Source organism: Opitutus sp. ER46, from assembly GCF_003054705.1.
In the GTDB taxonomy this organism is placed as follows: domain Bacteria; phylum Verrucomicrobiota; class Verrucomicrobiia; order Opitutales; family Opitutaceae; genus ER46.
This window is the reverse complement of sequence record NZ_QAYX01000022.1, coordinates 401,436-416,840: the sequence shown is the minus strand read 5'-3', so window position 1 is coordinate 416,840 and position 15,405 is coordinate 401,436. Positions and strand designations below refer to the sequence as shown.

11 protein-coding genes and 1 tRNA gene are annotated in these 15,405 nt (G+C 69.9%); 6 read left to right on the top strand and 6 right to left on the bottom strand.

Going from position 1 to position 15,405, the window contains the following annotated elements:
- Positions 1–8: 8 nt before the first annotated feature.
- Positions 9–2,333, bottom strand: a complete 2,325-nt coding sequence (locus DB354_RS12025) for a hypothetical protein (protein WP_146180212.1) — start codon at positions 2,331–2,333, stop codon at positions 9–11.
- A gap of 216 nt (positions 2,334–2,549) precedes the next feature.
- Here DB354_RS12025 and DB354_RS12020 point away from each other — a divergent pair, with 216 nt between their 5' ends.
- Positions 2,550–4,976 carry a hypothetical protein gene (locus DB354_RS12020; RefSeq protein WP_107835861.1) on the top strand — a complete coding sequence of 809 codons (2,427 nt, stop codon included), beginning with the start codon at positions 2,550–2,552 and terminating at the stop codon, positions 4,974–4,976.
- 39 nt (positions 4,977–5,015) lie between these two features.
- Here the strand turns inward: DB354_RS12020 and DB354_RS12015 are convergent, their stop codons facing one another.
- From DB354_RS12015 to DB354_RS12000, 4 genes are read right to left on the bottom strand one after another with little or no spacing between them, the layout of a single operon-like run.
- Positions 5,016–5,666, bottom strand: coding sequence for a TetR/AcrR family transcriptional regulator (locus tag DB354_RS12015; RefSeq protein ID WP_107835860.1), 651 nt, complete (start codon positions 5,664–5,666; stop codon positions 5,016–5,018).
- 7 nt (positions 5,667–5,673) lie between these two features.
- Positions 5,674–6,825 carry a M20/M25/M40 family metallo-hydrolase gene (locus tag DB354_RS12010; RefSeq protein WP_107835859.1) on the bottom strand — a complete coding sequence of 384 codons (1,152 nt, stop codon included), beginning with the start codon at positions 6,823–6,825 and terminating at the stop codon, positions 5,674–5,676.
- A 5-nt stretch (positions 6,826–6,830) separates the two neighbouring features.
- Entirely contained in the window at positions 6,831–7,877 is a 1,047-nt protein-coding gene (locus DB354_RS12005) for a dihydrodipicolinate synthase family protein (RefSeq protein ID WP_199226843.1), read from the bottom strand.
- Positions 7,878–7,885: 8 nt separating this feature from the next.
- The gene (locus DB354_RS12000) at positions 7,886–8,908 is read right to left on the bottom strand and encodes an NAD-dependent epimerase/dehydratase family protein (RefSeq protein WP_107835857.1); all 1,023 of its coding nucleotides are present in this window, start codon (positions 8,906–8,908) and stop codon (positions 7,886–7,888) included.
- 194 nt (positions 8,909–9,102) lie between these two features.
- Between DB354_RS12000 and DB354_RS11995 the strand changes: the two genes are divergently transcribed.
- Both DB354_RS11995 and glpQ read left to right on the top strand, forming a co-directional pair.
- The gene (locus tag DB354_RS11995; RefSeq protein ID WP_107835856.1) at positions 9,103–10,176 is read left to right on the top strand and encodes a uroporphyrinogen decarboxylase family protein; all 1,074 of its coding nucleotides are present in this window, start codon (positions 9,103–9,105) and stop codon (positions 10,174–10,176) included.
- A 51-nt stretch (positions 10,177–10,227) separates the two neighbouring features.
- Complete coding sequence (gene glpQ / locus DB354_RS11990) at positions 10,228–11,244, top strand: glycerophosphodiester phosphodiesterase (protein ID WP_107835855.1); 1,017 nt, start codon at positions 10,228–10,230, stop codon at positions 11,242–11,244.
- 33 nt (positions 11,245–11,277) lie between these two features.
- Here the strand turns inward: glpQ and DB354_RS11985 are convergent, their stop codons facing one another.
- Positions 11,278–12,723 carry a saccharopine dehydrogenase C-terminal domain-containing protein gene (locus DB354_RS11985; protein WP_107835854.1) on the bottom strand — a complete coding sequence of 482 codons (1,446 nt, stop codon included), beginning with the start codon at positions 12,721–12,723 and terminating at the stop codon, positions 11,278–11,280.
- A 687-nt stretch (positions 12,724–13,410) separates the two neighbouring features.
- Between DB354_RS11985 and DB354_RS11980 the strand changes: the two genes are divergently transcribed.
- The 3 genes from DB354_RS11980 (at position 13,411) to DB354_RS11975 (ending at position 15,279) form a co-directional block, all read left to right on the top strand.
- On the top strand, positions 13,411–14,481 hold the full coding sequence (locus DB354_RS11980; RefSeq protein ID WP_107835853.1) for an aldo/keto reductase: 1,071 nt from the start codon (positions 13,411–13,413) through the stop codon (positions 14,479–14,481).
- A 194-nt stretch (positions 14,482–14,675) separates the two neighbouring features.
- A complete protein-coding gene (locus DB354_RS21990; RefSeq protein WP_146180211.1) occupies positions 14,676–14,894 on the top strand; it encodes a hypothetical protein in 219 nt (72 codons plus the stop codon).
- A gap of 310 nt (positions 14,895–15,204) precedes the next feature.
- A tRNA-Glu gene (locus tag DB354_RS11975) sits at positions 15,205–15,279 on the top strand.
- The last annotated feature ends 126 nt before the right edge of the window (positions 15,280–15,405 follow it).

The following is a 15,405-nucleotide window of genomic DNA, read 5'->3' as shown; positions in this document are numbered from 1 at the left end:
GGCGCGGGTCAGGACGTCTTGAGCCAGCCCTTGGGCCACGCGGTGCCGGGGATCGGCCGCCAGTAGGCGTCCGGATCGATGCGCGGCTTCCGATGCCGGTACTTCTCGGTGAGCCGAAGCTTGGTCTGCAGGTTCTCGACGAGATTCTCGCCGTAGAAGAACGTGTTGTCGGCGATGCCGGAGACGACCGTGACCTCGGTGCGCCCGGCACTGAGGAGCTCGATGAGCCCCTTGGTGTTGGCGACGTCGAGGTCGATGACGGCCTGGAGCTTCTTCTCGTAGGCCCGTTTGTCGGCCTGCTTGGTGCTGGCGCGATAACCGTACACGCACTCACACCACGCGCAGACGTTGCGCAGCGCGGTGGCCCAGTGCAGGTAGGCGCGGACGCGGTCGCGCAGGTCGTTGAAGACCGTCGCGGGCTGGCCGGTGGCGGCGCCGCAGATGCCGTCGAGCCGGCGGAGGAGCATGCGGACGCGGGGCAGGAGCTCGCGGTCCATGTCGCCGGCCATCTTGGTCGCGGAGTCGCGCGTCATCAGGTCGAAGAGGACATCCTTGCCGAGATCGCCGAGGCTGGGGTTGTTGTGCTGGAAGCAGCCGTGGCGCTCGTAGTACGCGCGCTCGCCGGCCGGAATGGCCTCGATGTCGGGCACGATCGGCCGGTCCCAGGTGCGCTGCCAGCAGAAGCCGAACACGCAGTAGAGGCCGACGGCGGGCTGCCAGACGAGGGCGTCCTCGAACTCCTGCCAGGCGGCGGTGAGGGTCTTGGCGTGGTCCGTGCCGACGAAGCGGGTGGCAGTTTCGGTGAGGACGTCCTCGACCGGTTTCTCGGGGAAGAACTGCGCGGCCTGGATCACCGCGGGGTGCGGCCAGTAGGGGGCCTGGCTGACATTGCTGAGGCCGCCCATGCAGCTCGCACGCTGGAGGCCGAGCTCGTGCATGGCCTTGAGCTTGGAGTGCAGCAGGCGCGGGAAGGGCAGGCCGAGGAGTGGCTCGTGGTTGTTGACGCCGGAGGCGGCGTAGTTGAGCGCGGGCTCGGCGCCGGCCTGGCGAGATTCGGCGAGCGGCTTGGCCTCGGAGGCATCGAGCCACGAGTGGAAGATGCTGCCGGCGACGCCGGCGTTGTCCGGATACTTCGGGTGGGCGTAGGGCAGGGCGTAGCCGCGGACGAGAAGCGAAGGGGCCTCCCAGGTGATGTGTTCGCTCATGCCCTTCTTGATGTGATCGTGCTCGACCTTGAACGGCTCGATGCGGAGCACGACGTCGAAGTCCGGGTTGATCTCGGCCGCGGCGCCGCGGAGATTCTGCAGGTAGCGGACGATGCTCTGGCCGGCGGCCTCGGCGACCTTCTCGTGGTTGCGCCACTCGCGGATCATGTACGGGCCGCCGTTGCGGCCGACGTAGAGGGAGGCGGTGTGTTCGAAGCCGGCGCCGCTGTCATTGGTCCACACCGACATGTAGCTGAGGTCCGGCACGGCGCGCATGAGCGCCTGGAGCGCCTCGCGATAGTGGCGCTGCACGATCGGATGGTCCTGCGCCATGGTGTAGCGCGGGAGGCGGGAGCGGAACGGGTGGTCGACGCGCGCGCCGCGGAGCGTCGGGTACTTCTGGAAGAACCGCTCGGGCATGGAGCGCGGCTCGAACATGCAGACGCCAGGCAGCAGCCCGTATTGCCGGCCGAGCGCGGCCAGCGACTTGAGGTGGTTGAGATTGGCGTCGAGGTAGAACGCGGGCCAGACGCCGCGCGTGAGTTCGGTGTCGACGAAGTGGTTGAAGCCCGGCGCGTAGGTGTAGAACTGCGGGTAGTATTCCCAGGCGACGAAGTCCTCATGCGGAAGATGGGCCTGCAGGCCATTGACCTCGACATGGGTGAAGCCGGCCTCCGCGAGCGTCGCGACGTAGCGCTCCGGGTCGAACTTGCGGGCGGAGCGCCAGTACTGGGTGTAGCAGGCGTCGAAATGCGGGCGGTGCCAGCGGAACGAGGCCGGCAGCCACAGGCCGCGGGCCAGCTTCTCGCGGCTCACCTCGGTGAGGCCGCTGGCGAGCAGGCGGACGGCGGCGAACAGGAAGGAACCGTGGGTGGCGCAGATCTCGCCGGAGCCGTTTTCATCGAGGCGGAGCCACATCCATGCGGCTTCGGTGCGGGCGGCGGCGGGCAGCCGGCGGGACCAGCGGCGGGAGGCGAGGGCGATGCCCACGCCCCGGCGCGGGGCGCTCGCCGCGGCGGTCGCGGTGCCGCCGGTGAGCCGGGCGAGCTCCCGGGCGGCGGTGATCTCGGCGGGCGTGGCCTTCGCCGGGTAATGGATCGCAGTGACGGTCAGATTGGGGAGTTCCATGACGGGCATGGCGAAACGGCTGAGGTCAACCGGCGGGGCCGGGCAATGGCAAAGCGCGGGAATCCCCAAGGCGCACCAAACATTTCCCAAATCGTACATTCCGGCCGCCGCGCAAACCGCCTAGGATGGAGCGGCTGGGACGAACGCGCGCGCCCGCTCGGCGGATGGGCCGACCACGCGACGACGCCCGGCGCACCACCCTCCAATCTCCCCCCGATGCCGCAAGACCTGCTCGCCCTTTCCGACCTCGAACCCCCGATGGGGGACCTGTTCACGCACGCCCGCTTCGACCGGGGTCGCGCGGTCTGGACGTCGCCCCTGCCGGCGGAACAAGGGATGGCCAAAAAACGCATCATCCACCAGCGCGTGGTGCGGTTGCCAGGGGCGGCGCGGCTGCTTCGGCTCGGGGTGCGCCGGGGCCAGGGCTATCACAAATGCGGGAGCCGGCAGGACCTCGACTGGGTGGTGGGGCTCCGCGTGCTCGGTTGGCGGGGCGGACGCTGGCAGGAGTTGTGCCGGCGCGACGACCTCAAGGCGCCGCGGGCGGGGGCCACGCAGTGGATCGAGCTCGGCGGCGTCGAGGTCGCGGGCGTAATCATCGAACTGCGCCGCAGCGGGATCGACGGGGGGTGGACGCCGTGGAACCTCGTGATGTCGGCGTTCGTGCTGGAGGGCGAACTCGTGGCCGGGCTACCGCCACGGTGCGAACGGGTCCTGGCCATCGACCGGGTGGACCTGCGCCGGTTGCCGCGCGGGGTGAGCGCGCAGGTGGTCGACGGTGCGGTGCGGTATCGCACGCGCGATTTTGAGGTCGGCTTCACGCTGAACCGGCCGGGATTCTCCTTCCTCGGGCTGCACGTCGAGGATCCGGCGAATGCCGGGACGAACCTCGTGGCGAGCCGCCCGCCGCAGTTTCCCCAGGGGCCGCAGTGGCATCCGGTCGCGGCGGCGCCGGTGATCGCGCCGACCGTGCGTTGCGCGCTCGAGGGGCGGACCGTGGTACGGGGCGCCACGGTGCGGTACACGTTCAAGGCGGGCGGGCAGGCGTACGATCTCACCTGGCGCGTGAGCGCGGCGGGGCTCCGGCTCGAGGCGGTGCGCACGGCGGCGAAGACGGAATACGGCTGGCACAGTGCCGCCTGGTGCATCGGACTGCGGAACAGCGCGTCGCCCGCCCACGTGCTGGGCCAGCTCATCCCGGACGGCGAGAGCGGGGCGGTGGCCCTGCCCGCGCTGCTGGTGCTGCCGAAGTACGGCGCGTGGCGGGTCGCCGCGGACACGCCGGACGGCTGGGGGCGCAGCGACTGCTTCCGTCATCAGGATCTCAATACGCTCGAGCTCAAGGTCGGCGAGGAGCGGACCGCGGAGGGCGTGTACCGGCTGCCGGCCGGCACGCACCGCGCGACATTCACCCTGGAGCCGGCGCGGCCGGCGTCGCGGCTGCGGCGGGGCGCGCCGGCGGTGGTGCGCCGGGCGCTGGGCCGGACGCAATGGACCGCGCTGACGCTGCGGGCCGACACGGCGACGCTGAGCAACAACGGCGCGTCGATGCACTGCCCGATCTGCATGGACACGTGGGCGGCGGTGACGCGGCCGATGGGAGACGTGCTGCCGGGGCTGCCGGCGACGGAGTTCCTCCGGCTTTCGCTGGAACGGTGGCTCACTGGGGGTCCGGGGTACGCGGCGGGAAAACTCATCCAGGACGGAAAGGCGCACGATGCCGACGATGAGTACCTGATGACCGGGGCGTCGGCGTTGCGGGGCCTGGGGGATTACCTGCGGGCAGGTGCGACGGCGGCGTGGTACCGCGAGTTTCGGCCCTGGATCCTGGAGAAGTTGCAGGCCGCGCGGGGGCGCGACCTCGATCAGGACGGGCTGATCGAGAGCGCGTACCGTACCGGGGTGAGCGGCACGAACCAGTGGAGCACCTGCTGGTTCGACGTGATTTCGTTCGGGTGGAAGGACGCGTTTGCGAACGCGATCCTGTACGGCGCATTGCGCAGTCTGGCGGCCGGGTTGGAGCGGCTGAGCGAGACCGACGTGGCGCGCACGCTGACGCGGTGGGCCGATCTGCTGCACAACAACTACCGGCAGACCTTCTGGAATCCGGCCACGGGCTGGCTGGGCGGCTGGCGGTGTCGTGAAGGCAAGCTGCACGACTACGCTTTTCTGCCGGTCAACGGGGCCGCGGTGGCGGCCGGACTGGTGGAAGGCGAGGAGGCGAAAGCGATGCTCCTTCGCCTGCTCGCCGAAGCGAAGCGGGTGGGCATGCCCGACCCGGCGCTGGGCCTGCCGGGGAGCCTCTGGCCGATCCCCGACTACGATCTGGCGGACATCATGCAGGGCTACCCGCTGGGCTATTACCAGAACGGCGGCCGGACGCATTCGCAGACCCGGCACCTGGTCATGGGTCTGTACCGATGCGGACTGCAGGCGGAAGCGGACTGGTTGCTGGAACGCCTGTGCGTCGGCTTCGCCGAGGCCCGGGTGTTCGGCGGCAACCAAAGCGGCGTCGACTGGCGGTATTGGGACGACCGGCCGTGCGGGTACGAAGGGCTGCTCACAGACCAGTTCGGCGTGCTGGAAGCGATCTACGCGCGCTGGGGCGGGCGGACGAAGGAGCGCGCGGGCCGACCTGACTAGCGCGGCCCAATTGTCGGCGCGAGCGCCGGCAACGCCGGCTCAGTGGGCGCGCGGCGGCGCCTTTACCCCCTCGAGGAGGAGCCGCGTGACGTGGCGGATGCCCTGTTCGCGAAAAACGGGCGCGCCGATATCCACGCCCAGCGCGCTCGAGAGCGTGTAGCGGTTGGAGCTGTAGACCTGGCACAGCCCGATGAGGCTGATCAGGAGTTGCCGGGCATCCATGTCGGACCGAATGCGGCCGGCGGCGATGCCCTGGTGGAGAAACGCGTCGAGCGCCCGCAGGACGGGGTCCTTGGTGACGCCGTGCCCCGCGCGTCGGAGCCCGCGGCCGCCGTTGAGATTCTCCCACAGGAGGAGACGGAGAAACTGGGGGTGGGCGTCGTTGAATTCGAAATACAGCCGGACGATCTGGGCGGTGGCGTTTTCGAGGTCCTTGCCCCGGGCGAAGGCGTCGTGCTCGAGCACCTCGAGGGAGCGGTACGCCTCGCCGAGCACCGCCTCGTACAAGCCGTCCTTGTCGCCAAAATAGTGGTACACCATCCGCTTGTTGACGCGGGCACGGGCGACGACCTCGTCGACGGTGGTCCCATCGTACCCCGCGCGGGCGAACAGGGCGGTGGCCGCGCGCAGGAGGCGCTCGCGGACGTGACGGGGGCGGGAAGCGGACGGGGAGCGGAGGCGGCGAGGCATGGCGGGATCAGCGGAGCATCAGCGCGGAGTACAACTGGACGGCCCGGGCGAGTTGCGCGCGGTCGAGCCACTCGTCGGCGGTGTGCGCCTGGGCGATGTCGCCCGGTCCGAGGACGAGCGCGGGAATCCCGGCGGCGCCGTAGTAGCTCGCGTTGGTGGCGTAGCGCGCGCCGGTGGGCGTCGCCGCAAGGCCGAGCCGGGCGAACTCCGGGGCGATGGTTTCGAGGAAGCGCAGGTTTGCGGCGGCCGGCAGCGGCGGGATGCAGAGGGCCGGGAGGTGTTCGATGCGACCAGGCAGCGGCGGCTGGATGCCGGCGAGGAGCGCGTCGCGCTCGGCGAGGACGCTTTCGGCGGTCTCCCCGGGAATCATGCGGCGGTCGACCTCGATCTCGGCGCGGGCGGGCACGATGTTCACCTGGGCGCCGCCGCGGATGACGTTGATGCTGCAGGCGGCGGCGCCGGTGAGGCGGTCGGTGCGCGCGGCGACGGCCGGCACATACCGGGCTTCGAGCTCGGCCACGACCCGCACCAGCGTGCTGATGGCGGATTGGCCGCGGGAAGGATCGGAGGAATGGGCGGCCCGGCCGTGGGCGACCGTTGTCCAACGGATCACCCCGTTGTGGGAGACCACGGGCTGAAGCCCGGTGGGTTCGCCGACGATGATGGCCTCGATCGGGCCGGACCACCGCGGCAGGACCTCGGCGGCCAGGGTGCGCGCGCCGGTCATGCCCGACTCCTCGTCGATCGTGAAAAGGACGCCCAGGTTGCGTTGGGTCTGGCCGGAGCGGGCGGCGAGCTGCAGGGCGGCCAGCATGGCGGCGCCGGAGCCCTTGGTGTCGCAGGCGCCGCGTCCGTGGAGCCGCGAGCCCCGTCGGGTGAGCTGTAGCGGCGGCACGGTCATCCCGGTGGTGGCGACGGTGTCGAGGTGGCTTTCGCAGAGGAGCCAACTGCCGCCGGGGTTGGGCGCGTGGGCGATCAGGAGGTTGAAGCGGCCATCGGGAAGCGGGAACCGCCGGGCCGTGAATCCCCAGCGCGTGGCGCGGGCCTCGAGCCCGGTGGCGAGCTCAACTTCGCCGCCTGGGCGACCACCGTACGCGGGGTTGACGGTGTCGACCGACACCATCCACGCGAGCAGGGCCTCGACGTCTTCCGGTTGCATGGGAGTCAACGCAGCCAGGCGTCGCGGTGGGTGGCAACAAAGGTGTCGTCCACCAAGTCCGGATACGCGCGGGCGACGCGGGTAAGCTCCTCGGCCTGGCCGGACGAGAGCGTTTCGTGCGGGTTGAGGCAGAAGTTGGTTGCGACGAGCCCCTGGCGCCGGAGCACCTCGAGGATGCCCGGGATGCAGCCGGCAAACCGGTGGGCGGCATCGAACAGCGCGCCGTTCATGTCGGTGACCGCGGCGGCGGTGGCGAGCCAGTCGCGCCCGGAGGGCTGGCCGGCGAGGTGCGCGCGCGCCTCGCGGTAGAGGCGCACGGACGCCTCGGTCCAAACGCCCCAGTGGCCGAGCAGGCCGCCGACAATCTGGCGGCGGACGGGATGACCCGCATGGGCGAACGTGAACGGCGTGAGGAGGTCGGCGATGATCGTGTCGTCATTGCCGGTATAGAGGGCGAGGTCGTCGCGGCCGGCCTCGACGACCGCGCGGATGACCTCGAGCGTCTGGTAGCGGTTGAACGGGGCGATCTTGATCGCGACGACGTTGGGGATGGCCGCGACGGCGCGCCAGAAATCGAGGGAGAAGACCCGACCGCCGGCGGCGGGCTGCAGGTAGAAGCCGATGACCGGGATGACCTCGGAGATCGCGGCGAGGTGGGCGGCCACCTCGGGTTCGGGCCGGTCGCGAAGCGCGGTGGTGCTGACGAGGGCGGCGTCATAGCCGAGCTCGCGCGCCTGGGCGGCCTCGGCGAGGGCCGTCGCGCGGTCGCCGCAAACGCCGGCGATGAGGGCAAGCGGGCGGCCGGAGCGCACTTGTTCGGCGCGGGCCGTCTCGGCGGCGAGTTGCAGCACCGGTCGGAGCAGCCCGTGTTCGGGGGCGCGGATCTCGAACTGCGTGGAATGGACGCCGACCGCGAGGCCGCCGCACCCGGCGGCGACGTAGTAGCGCGTGAGGGCGCGCTGGTGGCGTTCGGAGAACCGGCGCCGGGCGTCCAGCGCGAGCGGGTGAGCGGGGATGGCGTGACCCTCGAGGAGGTATTGGCGGACGTTCATGGGCGTGATCAGAAGCGACCGTCGCGGGATTCGAAGTGCGTGGGTTTGTCCCAGAGTTCGCCGCCAGTACTGATGTGGTCGGCGACCCTTTCGATGAGCTGGGCGGCGGGGACGGTGGGCGGACCGAAAAGCCGGAACGAGGCGCTGGCATCACCGATCCAGGCCGTCTCGGCCTCCTGGCCGACAAGAACCGCAGGCCGGTTGAAACGGCGGCCAAATTCGGCGGCGACCGCCCGCACGGAGAGTTTCTCGGAACCGGTCACATTGAGGGCGCGGGGGGGATTGTCGGCCTGCTCGAGGCAGGCGATCGCGCGGGCGCAGGCGTCGCCCTGCCAGATGCAGTTGAACCAGCCCGAGGTCACGTCCACCGGCTCGCCGGCATGGACGCGGCGGGCGATGTCGACGAGCACGCCATAGCGAAGGTCGACGGCGTAATAGAGCCGGAAGAGCAGGAGCCGGGAGCCGAGGCGGCGGGCGTAGTGATCGAAGATGCGCTCGCGACCGACGCAGGAGCCGGCGTATTCGCCGATGATGGCCAGCGGATCGGACTCGCGGGAGCCGGGGCCGGTGACCGGGGCGAAGGGGTACACGCAGCCGGTGGAGAACGCGACGAGCCGGCTCCCGGCGTAATGGCGCGCGACGAGCGCGGGCACGAACGTGTTCTGCACCCAGGTGTCCCCCGGGGCGTCGCTGGTGCCGAACTTCTGGCCGGCCAGGAAGAGCACGTTGGCGGCGCGCGGCAGCGCGGCAACCTGGGCGGGATCGGCGAGGTCGCAGGCGACCGTCGTGATGCCCTGGCCCTCGAGGTAGGCGCGGAGATCGCCGCGGCTGAACCGGGAGACGCCGGTGACCCGGGCGGCGGTGCGACCGGCGGCGTCGAGGGCGCGCCGCAGCATGAGGGCGAGGCAGGTGCCCATCTTGCCGCCGACGCCGAGGACGATGTAGTCCCCGTCGAGCCGGCGGACGGCGTCGGTCGCCGGGGGCAGGGGCGTGGAAGTGAGGGCGTCGAGCGAGGCGGCGGCGGGATTCACGGCAGGATGGTTTGGGGTGGCGGGGCGCCGGCAGGGCGGAGGTGTGGACGGCAGGATCAGGCCGGGGGGGCCGCGGCGTCAAGCCAAGTAACTACCTGGTTACACAATCGGGCGCGCCGCGACTGCCCGATCCGCCAATCCGGGCCGGCCTGATGCGCCAAGACACCGGCGCCGGATTCCTGCTAGGCTGAGCCATGCCTTGCTCACCCCGTCTGCCGGCCACCCGGGCCCAGGTTGAACGCGTCCTGCGCTGTGTGGCGCCGGCGCCGGCGCCGCTGTTTCTGCCGGCGATCTATGAGCAGAAGGCGTGGTTCATTGACCAGACGCCCTCGGCGATTGCGCGCGATCCGGCGCTGCTGACCCGCGCACTGCTGGCGGAGCAGGAGGCGATCGGGGCGGATGCCCTCGCGGTGGGCGTCGACGTCTATAACGTCGAGGCCGAGGCGGTGGGCTGCGAGGTGGCCTTCTACGAGGGAAAGGATGCGAGCATTCCCGGCATCACGCGCCACATTCTGCGGCCGGGGGACGACCTGAGCGCCGCGGCGATCCCGCATCCGGGGCGCGCGGGGCGGATGCCGGTGAATCTCGAGGCCGCGCGGAACGTGCGGCGCGCGCTCGGCGGGGAGCATTGGATCCGGGGGGCGATCTCGGGGCCCTTCTCGCTCGCGGTGGCGCTGGTCGGGGCCGAGGACCTGTTCATCGCCTGCCTGGAGCAGCCGGAGTGGGTGCACCAATGCCTGGACTATGCGGCGCGCGTGATTCGAGCGTACGCCACCGGGTATGTGGACGCCGGCGTGGAGCTGATCGTGTTCGATTCGCAGGCCTCACCCCAACTGCTGTCGCCCGCGATGTACGAGGAGTTCGTGCTGCCGGTGACGCGCGACCTGATTGCGTGGGCGGGGACGCAGGGCGTGCGGGACGTGCCGCTCGTGATTGGCGGCAACACGACCGCGATCGCCGAACTGTTGGTGGCGACGGGCGGCAACAATCTCCTGTGCGACTTCACGGCGGACTACGACACGTGGGCGGGCGTCGCGCGGCGCGCGGGCCGGGCACTGCGGCGGAACCTGTCTCCGCATCTGCTCGAGACGGGAACGCCGGATGCAATCTACGCGGCGGCGCGGGAGGAGATTGCGCGCGGCGCGACGCTGCCCGGGTTCATCATGGGCACCGCGGTGATCCCGTTTGGCACGCCGCTGGAGAACGTGCTGGCGGTGAAGCAGGCCTGCCGCGACGCGGGCGCCGGCGCGGCGCAGGCGAGCGGATGAGGACGAGTCCGGCGTGGACGAGGGCTCAGGCTCCGCACTAGCGTGCGGGGAATGAAGAAGCATCTGGTTCTGTTCCTGGCTCTGATGAGCGCCGCGGCGACGGTGGCCGCGGCGCGGCCGCTGGTCATCGCGCATCGCGGGGCGAGCGGCTACCTGCCCGAGCACACGCTGCCCGCGAAGGCGCTCGCGCACGGCCTGGGGGCGGACTTCATCGAGCAGGACGTGGTGCTGAGCCAGGATGGCGTGCCGGTGGTCCTCCACGACATCGAGATCGACAACGTCACGGACGTGGCGAAGCGATTCCCCGACCGGCACCGGGCGAACGGGCGGTTTTACGCGATCGATTTCACGTTGGCGGAGCTGAAGCAGCTCCGGGTGACGGAGCGGTTCGACGTGAAGACGGGGGAACGCGTGTTTCCCGGTCGGTTCCCGGCCGGCCGTTCGACCTTCTCCATCTCGACGCTGGAGGAGGAGCTCCAGCTGATCCAGGGGTTGAACCAGAGCACGGGGCGCGTGGCGGGAATCTACCCGGAACTGAAGGCGCCGGCGTGGCACCGGGAGCAGGGGCAGGATATCAGCGCGATCGTGCTGCCGATCCTCGCGCGCTACGGCTATCGGACGAAGGCTGATCCCTTTTTCCTCCAGTGTTTCGAGTTCGCCGAGGTCAAGCGGCTGCGGACGGAGCTCGGCTTCGCCGGGCGAATGGTGTTGCTGGTCGGCAAATACGGCGAGGGGGCGAAGCCGGAGGACAACGGCAAGCTGCTGACGGCGGCGGCGCTCGACGAAGTGGCGAAGTATGCCGATGGCATCGGACCGGCGCTCGCGCTGCTCGTGACGGTGGACAGCGACGGCAAGGCGCGGCCGAACGACGTCGTGCGGCTCGCGCATGAACGGAAGCTGGTCGTGCATCCCTACACCTTCCGGAGCGATGCGCTGCCGAAGTTCTGCGCCACCCCGGAAGCGTTCTTCGATCTCTTCTTCAACGAAGTGGGCATCGACGGCCTGTTCTCGGATTTCCCTGACGCACCATTCGTCTACCTCGCGAAGCACGCGCACGCCGGCCGTTGAGCGCAGGCCGGCGCGGCGGGCGAGGGCGGAAGGTCAGGGACGGAAGAGGAAGTTCCGAAACTGCCACGGGTCCTGGTGGTCGACGTCGGCCGCGGTTTCCTCGGAGAAGTAATTCCGGTAGCGGCTGAGCGGCGTCCAATCGGACCGGATCGACACCAGTTCGCCGAGGTACGGCGCCGCCGTCGCCAGAATTTCGCTATGCGGCAGATCTTCCGGAAGCCGGATGCCCTGGCGTGGATTGCGCAGAGTCCAGAGGACGCTGGCCAGGACGCCGGCGGAAACCTGCACGGTGGTGGCGTTGGCGCCGGGCACATGCTTCCGGGCCTCGGCGATGGAGAGCATGCTGCCGGTCCACCAGGATTTGAACGGATGGCCCATGATGAGCGCGCCGACGGTGTCCGTGCCCGCGACAAGCTCATGGGTGGGGACGCGCGTCCTCGGGTGCAGCTCGTAGTTGCGGGCCCGCAGCTCATGCAGTGACACGAGGGTGTCGCCGCAGGGCATGTAGGCATAGTTCACGGTGGGCCGATAGACGACGCGCCCGCGCGCCACGACGGAGAGCGTGTGCGAGAGGCTGAATGACTCGCCGTGGGTGACGAGCATGCCGACGATTTCCTGCTGGGGCACCCACGAGCGCACCCAGGAATTGAGGCCCATCTGGGGCAGGATGATCTGGTTGCCCGGCCCGGTGGTCGGACGCGTGGCGGCGGGAGGCGTCCAGGTTTCGTGCGTGCCCCAGCCGAGTTCGCAGGGCGAGATCGACTCCTCCCACATGGCTTCGACGCTCCAGGTGGAGACAAACTCGTCGGGCGCCTTCGCGACGTTGGCGCGCTGGGTGTCGCACTCGCTGCAATGGATGGCGCGGACGCCGAGGGCGCGGGCGAGAGGCGCGAAATCCTCGCGTTCGAGCAGGCGCTCGAGGTGGCGGGCGGCGGGCCTGGCGAACTTGTTTTCGCGCAGGGTTGCGGTCGCGATGTCGAGCAGGCCGGTCTTGACGAAGGTGGAGATCAGGCCGGGATTCGCGCCCTGGTCGATGAGCGCGGTGGTTGAATGGCGCCAGCGCTGCTGCAGTGGCAGCAGGCGGGCGTAGCGGGCGTAGAGCGACTTCTCGAGCGGCGTCTTGCGCTCCATCTCGTCGCCGGGGTTCCACGACTCGAGGGAGGCGTTGACGTATAGCACCTCGTTGTCGCGGGCCCACTGCACGATGTCGAAGCAGTCGACGCTCCAAGCGAGATCGATGATGAGGTCACCGGCGCGCGCGTGCGTGGAAAGGAGCCGGGCCAGGCTGAACGGAGTGATCCGCTCGTGCACGAAGGTCAGGCCCTTGGCGATCCATGGCTCGAGGACGTCCCGCCGATCGGCCAGGTCGATGACGACGAACTGGGCGGGCGAGAGCTTCAGGTGCTTGAGGAGGAGCGGAAGGAGGGTGCGGGCGACCACACCGAATCCGATCATGACGACGCGATGAGTGAATTCCATGGCAGAGCTGGGCTTGAGGTGGACGGTTGCCGCCGGGTGCGCCGCGGAAGGTGCGGGACCGGCGGGGAGCACGAGGCGCGGGAGACCACGCCGATAAACGGCGGGCTCGAGCGGACGCGGGCGGAGGCAACTGCGCGCAAGGCGCAGGGTAGGACGCCGCGACTGGCTCCGGGCGGACGGAGAGCCGTGGCTCAAGCCACGGGAACGTCCTCAACAGGATGGGTGCGGTCGCGGACGGCTAAGCCGTCACGCCCGCGCACCCGAGTGCCCAAGAAAGATCAGCGCCACTCCCGCATGCACCCCGCGCACGGGGGCCGCAAAAATAGTGTTCACTGAACGTTCGAAGCGCATGGTGATGCCGCACCACGCGCTCCGAAAAAGAGGATGTCAATGGGAAATTCGACAAACGGCTTGACAGGCCCTGCGACAGGGCCGTTGGTCGCGGCGACTTTTCCCGCCATGACCCGTTCACGCATCTTCCACCGGCAAATTCCCACGCGGGGTGCCATCTTCCCGGTGTGGCCGGTGCGGTGAGTCCGTTGACCTGACGATAAGCTGAGCAGGTTGAGGACGGACCGCGCCGGCGTGGCCGTCCCAGTGAATGGACGAGAGCGGCGCCCGACGCCGCGGCTCGTGTCCTCGCGCGCCAGCGGCGCGCACACCCTCGAACCCTCGGACCTATCGATCATGAATTACCGCCCCTTTGGCTGCACCAGTCTCACGCTCTCGGAACTTTGTCTCGGCACGATGCACTTCGGCTGGAGCACGGACGAACCGACGTCCGGCGCGATTCTCGACGCCTTTCACGACAGCGGCGGCACCTATGTCCAGGCCGTGAGCGCCTCGCGCGACGCCGTAAACGCCCAGGCGTTGTCGGCGTTCTCGGAGATCGTCGTCGGCCGCTGGCACACCCGACGGGGCGTGGCGCGGCGCGAACTCGTGCTCGGCACGCAGTGGACGCCTCCGACCGGGCGCGGCACCCCCGGCGTGACGGAGGAGGTGCGCGCGACGATGGAGGAGTCGCTGCGCCGGCTGCAGACCGACTATCTCGATATCCTGGTGGTGCGCTGGCCCGACGGCGGCGCGCCGGAGGCCTTGCGGACGGCCCTCGACGCGATCGTTCGTCGCGGGCTGGTGCGCTATGTCGTGCTGGCGAACGCGCCGTCCTGGCGGGTGGTGGAGCTCATGCGCGACGGCCTGGCGCAGGTGCACTGCCGTTTCGAAGGCGTGCAGGTCGATTACTCGCTGCTGGCGCGCACGGGGCTCGAGCCCGAACTGGCCCGGGTGTGTGACGCGCATCGATTGGCCGTGATTGCGCGCTCGCCCCTGGCAGGGGGTGCGCTCAGCGGTTCGCAGGGGCTGCGGCCGGCGCGGCGGGACTGGCTGGCCGTGCGCTACGCCGACAGTTGCCGTTCGCGGGTGTCCTTCGTGCTGCACGAGATCGCGCGGGAGCGCGGCGAGTCGACGGCCCAGGTTGCGCTCGCGTGGGTGCTGCACAACCGGCAGGTCGCGTCGGCCATCCTCGGCGTGAACGCCGTCGGCCAGCTGCATGAACTGGTGCGGGCGGCCGCGCTGACCTTGTCGGCGCCGGAGCTCGAACGCCTGCACGCGGCATCGGCGGCGCAGCAGGTGCTGATGCCGCCGCGGGGTGCGCCTGGGGTGCGGGCGAGTGCGACCGCGGCAGCGGCGGCGGAGCGCCGCCCGATGGCCTGGTCCGCTGCCTTCCCACCGCGTTGGAACCGTCCGGTTTGCCCATGAGCCGCCGGCCGAACCGGCGTGGACCGTTGGTCTGCGATGGGGCACGGGCCCGCCTGGCGTGACGCGGTGAAGCACCGCGCGGCGCCGGCGGGCCCGCATGGCCGCCACGCTCGATCGTTGCCGGCGCCTCCCGCGCAGAAGCGGGTGGGGCGCACGGCGTCGAGCGTCCAACGAGACAACCAAAGAGAAGATCCATGAACGAAGAATCACCCTTGAGTAAGAATCAGATTCGCCGGATGCGCGGCTGGGCCCAGGCGGTCCATCCCGGCACCTGGCTCGAACGCTGCGAGCTCGCGGTCGCCCACTTGGCCCGGCTCGAGCCGGAGCAACGGGCAGGTTTGATCGCCCGCGGCTGGGCGGACGTCTTTGCCGCCGCTGAAACCGAAGCGGCGGCAAGCGCGGCCGGCCGGTAGACGGGACGCAGCCGTGCGGGTCCGGAGCATCGGGCCCGCACGCAACCCGTGCCTGATTGCCCGGACGGGCCACCGTTCCGGAGCAGCATCAAGCCGGCGTTTCGTACCACTTCTGAGCGTGGCTGGTGCTGGTACTGTACGCACTTGGAGCGATCACGCGGAAACTTGGCGGACGCGGCAGGTTCAAGAGGCATGCTACCCGCCTGAATGCAGTGGAATAGGCAGGGAGGCCGGGCGAACCGGCGCAAAAATCCCCTGGAAAACCACTTGACGACCGCCGCGAAACCATGAGCCTTGCCCGTCTGTTTTCGCCCTCATCGTCTATCGGTTAGGACAGGAGATTCTCAATCTTCAAAGCGGGGTTCGATTCCCCGTGGGGGCGCCAATTTCAAAGCCGCTGAACATTTTAAAGGTCAGCGGCTTATGTATTTTTATGGGTTCCGAAATCCTGCGACCGTAGCAGCACGTAGCAGCAGGCTGCGAGGCGGCGGCACCGGTGGCTTGCGCGAAC

Coding starts and splice junctions, on each gene's coding strand:
- DB354_RS12015 (WP_107835860.1), bottom strand. CDS start 5,666: ATGCCTCGCCGCCTCCGCTCCCCGTCCGCTTCCCGCCCCCGTCACGTC.
- DB354_RS11995 (WP_107835856.1), top strand. CDS start 9,103: ATGCCTTGCTCACCCCGTCTGCCGGCCACCCGGGCCCAGGTTGAACGC.
- DB354_RS11980 (WP_107835853.1), top strand. CDS start 13,411: ATGAATTACCGCCCCTTTGGCTGCACCAGTCTCACGCTCTCGGAACTT.
- DB354_RS12020 (WP_107835861.1), top strand. CDS start 2,550: ATGCCGCAAGACCTGCTCGCCCTTTCCGACCTCGAACCCCCGATGGGG.
- DB354_RS11985 (WP_107835854.1), bottom strand. CDS start 12,723: ATGGAATTCACTCATCGCGTCGTCATGATCGGATTCGGTGTGGTCGCC.
- DB354_RS21990 (WP_146180211.1), top strand. CDS start 14,676: ATGAACGAAGAATCACCCTTGAGTAAGAATCAGATTCGCCGGATGCGC.
- DB354_RS12025 (WP_146180212.1), bottom strand. CDS start 2,333: ATGGAACTCCCCAATCTGACCGTCACTGCGATCCATTACCCGGCGAAG.
- DB354_RS12010 (WP_107835859.1), bottom strand. CDS start 6,825: ATGCAACCGGAAGACGTCGAGGCCCTGCTCGCGTGGATGGTGTCGGTC.
- DB354_RS12005 (WP_199226843.1), bottom strand. CDS start 7,877: ATGAACGTCCGCCAATACCTCCTCGAGGGTCACGCCATCCCCGCTCAC.
- glpQ (WP_107835855.1), top strand. CDS start 10,228: ATGAAGAAGCATCTGGTTCTGTTCCTGGCTCTGATGAGCGCCGCGGCG.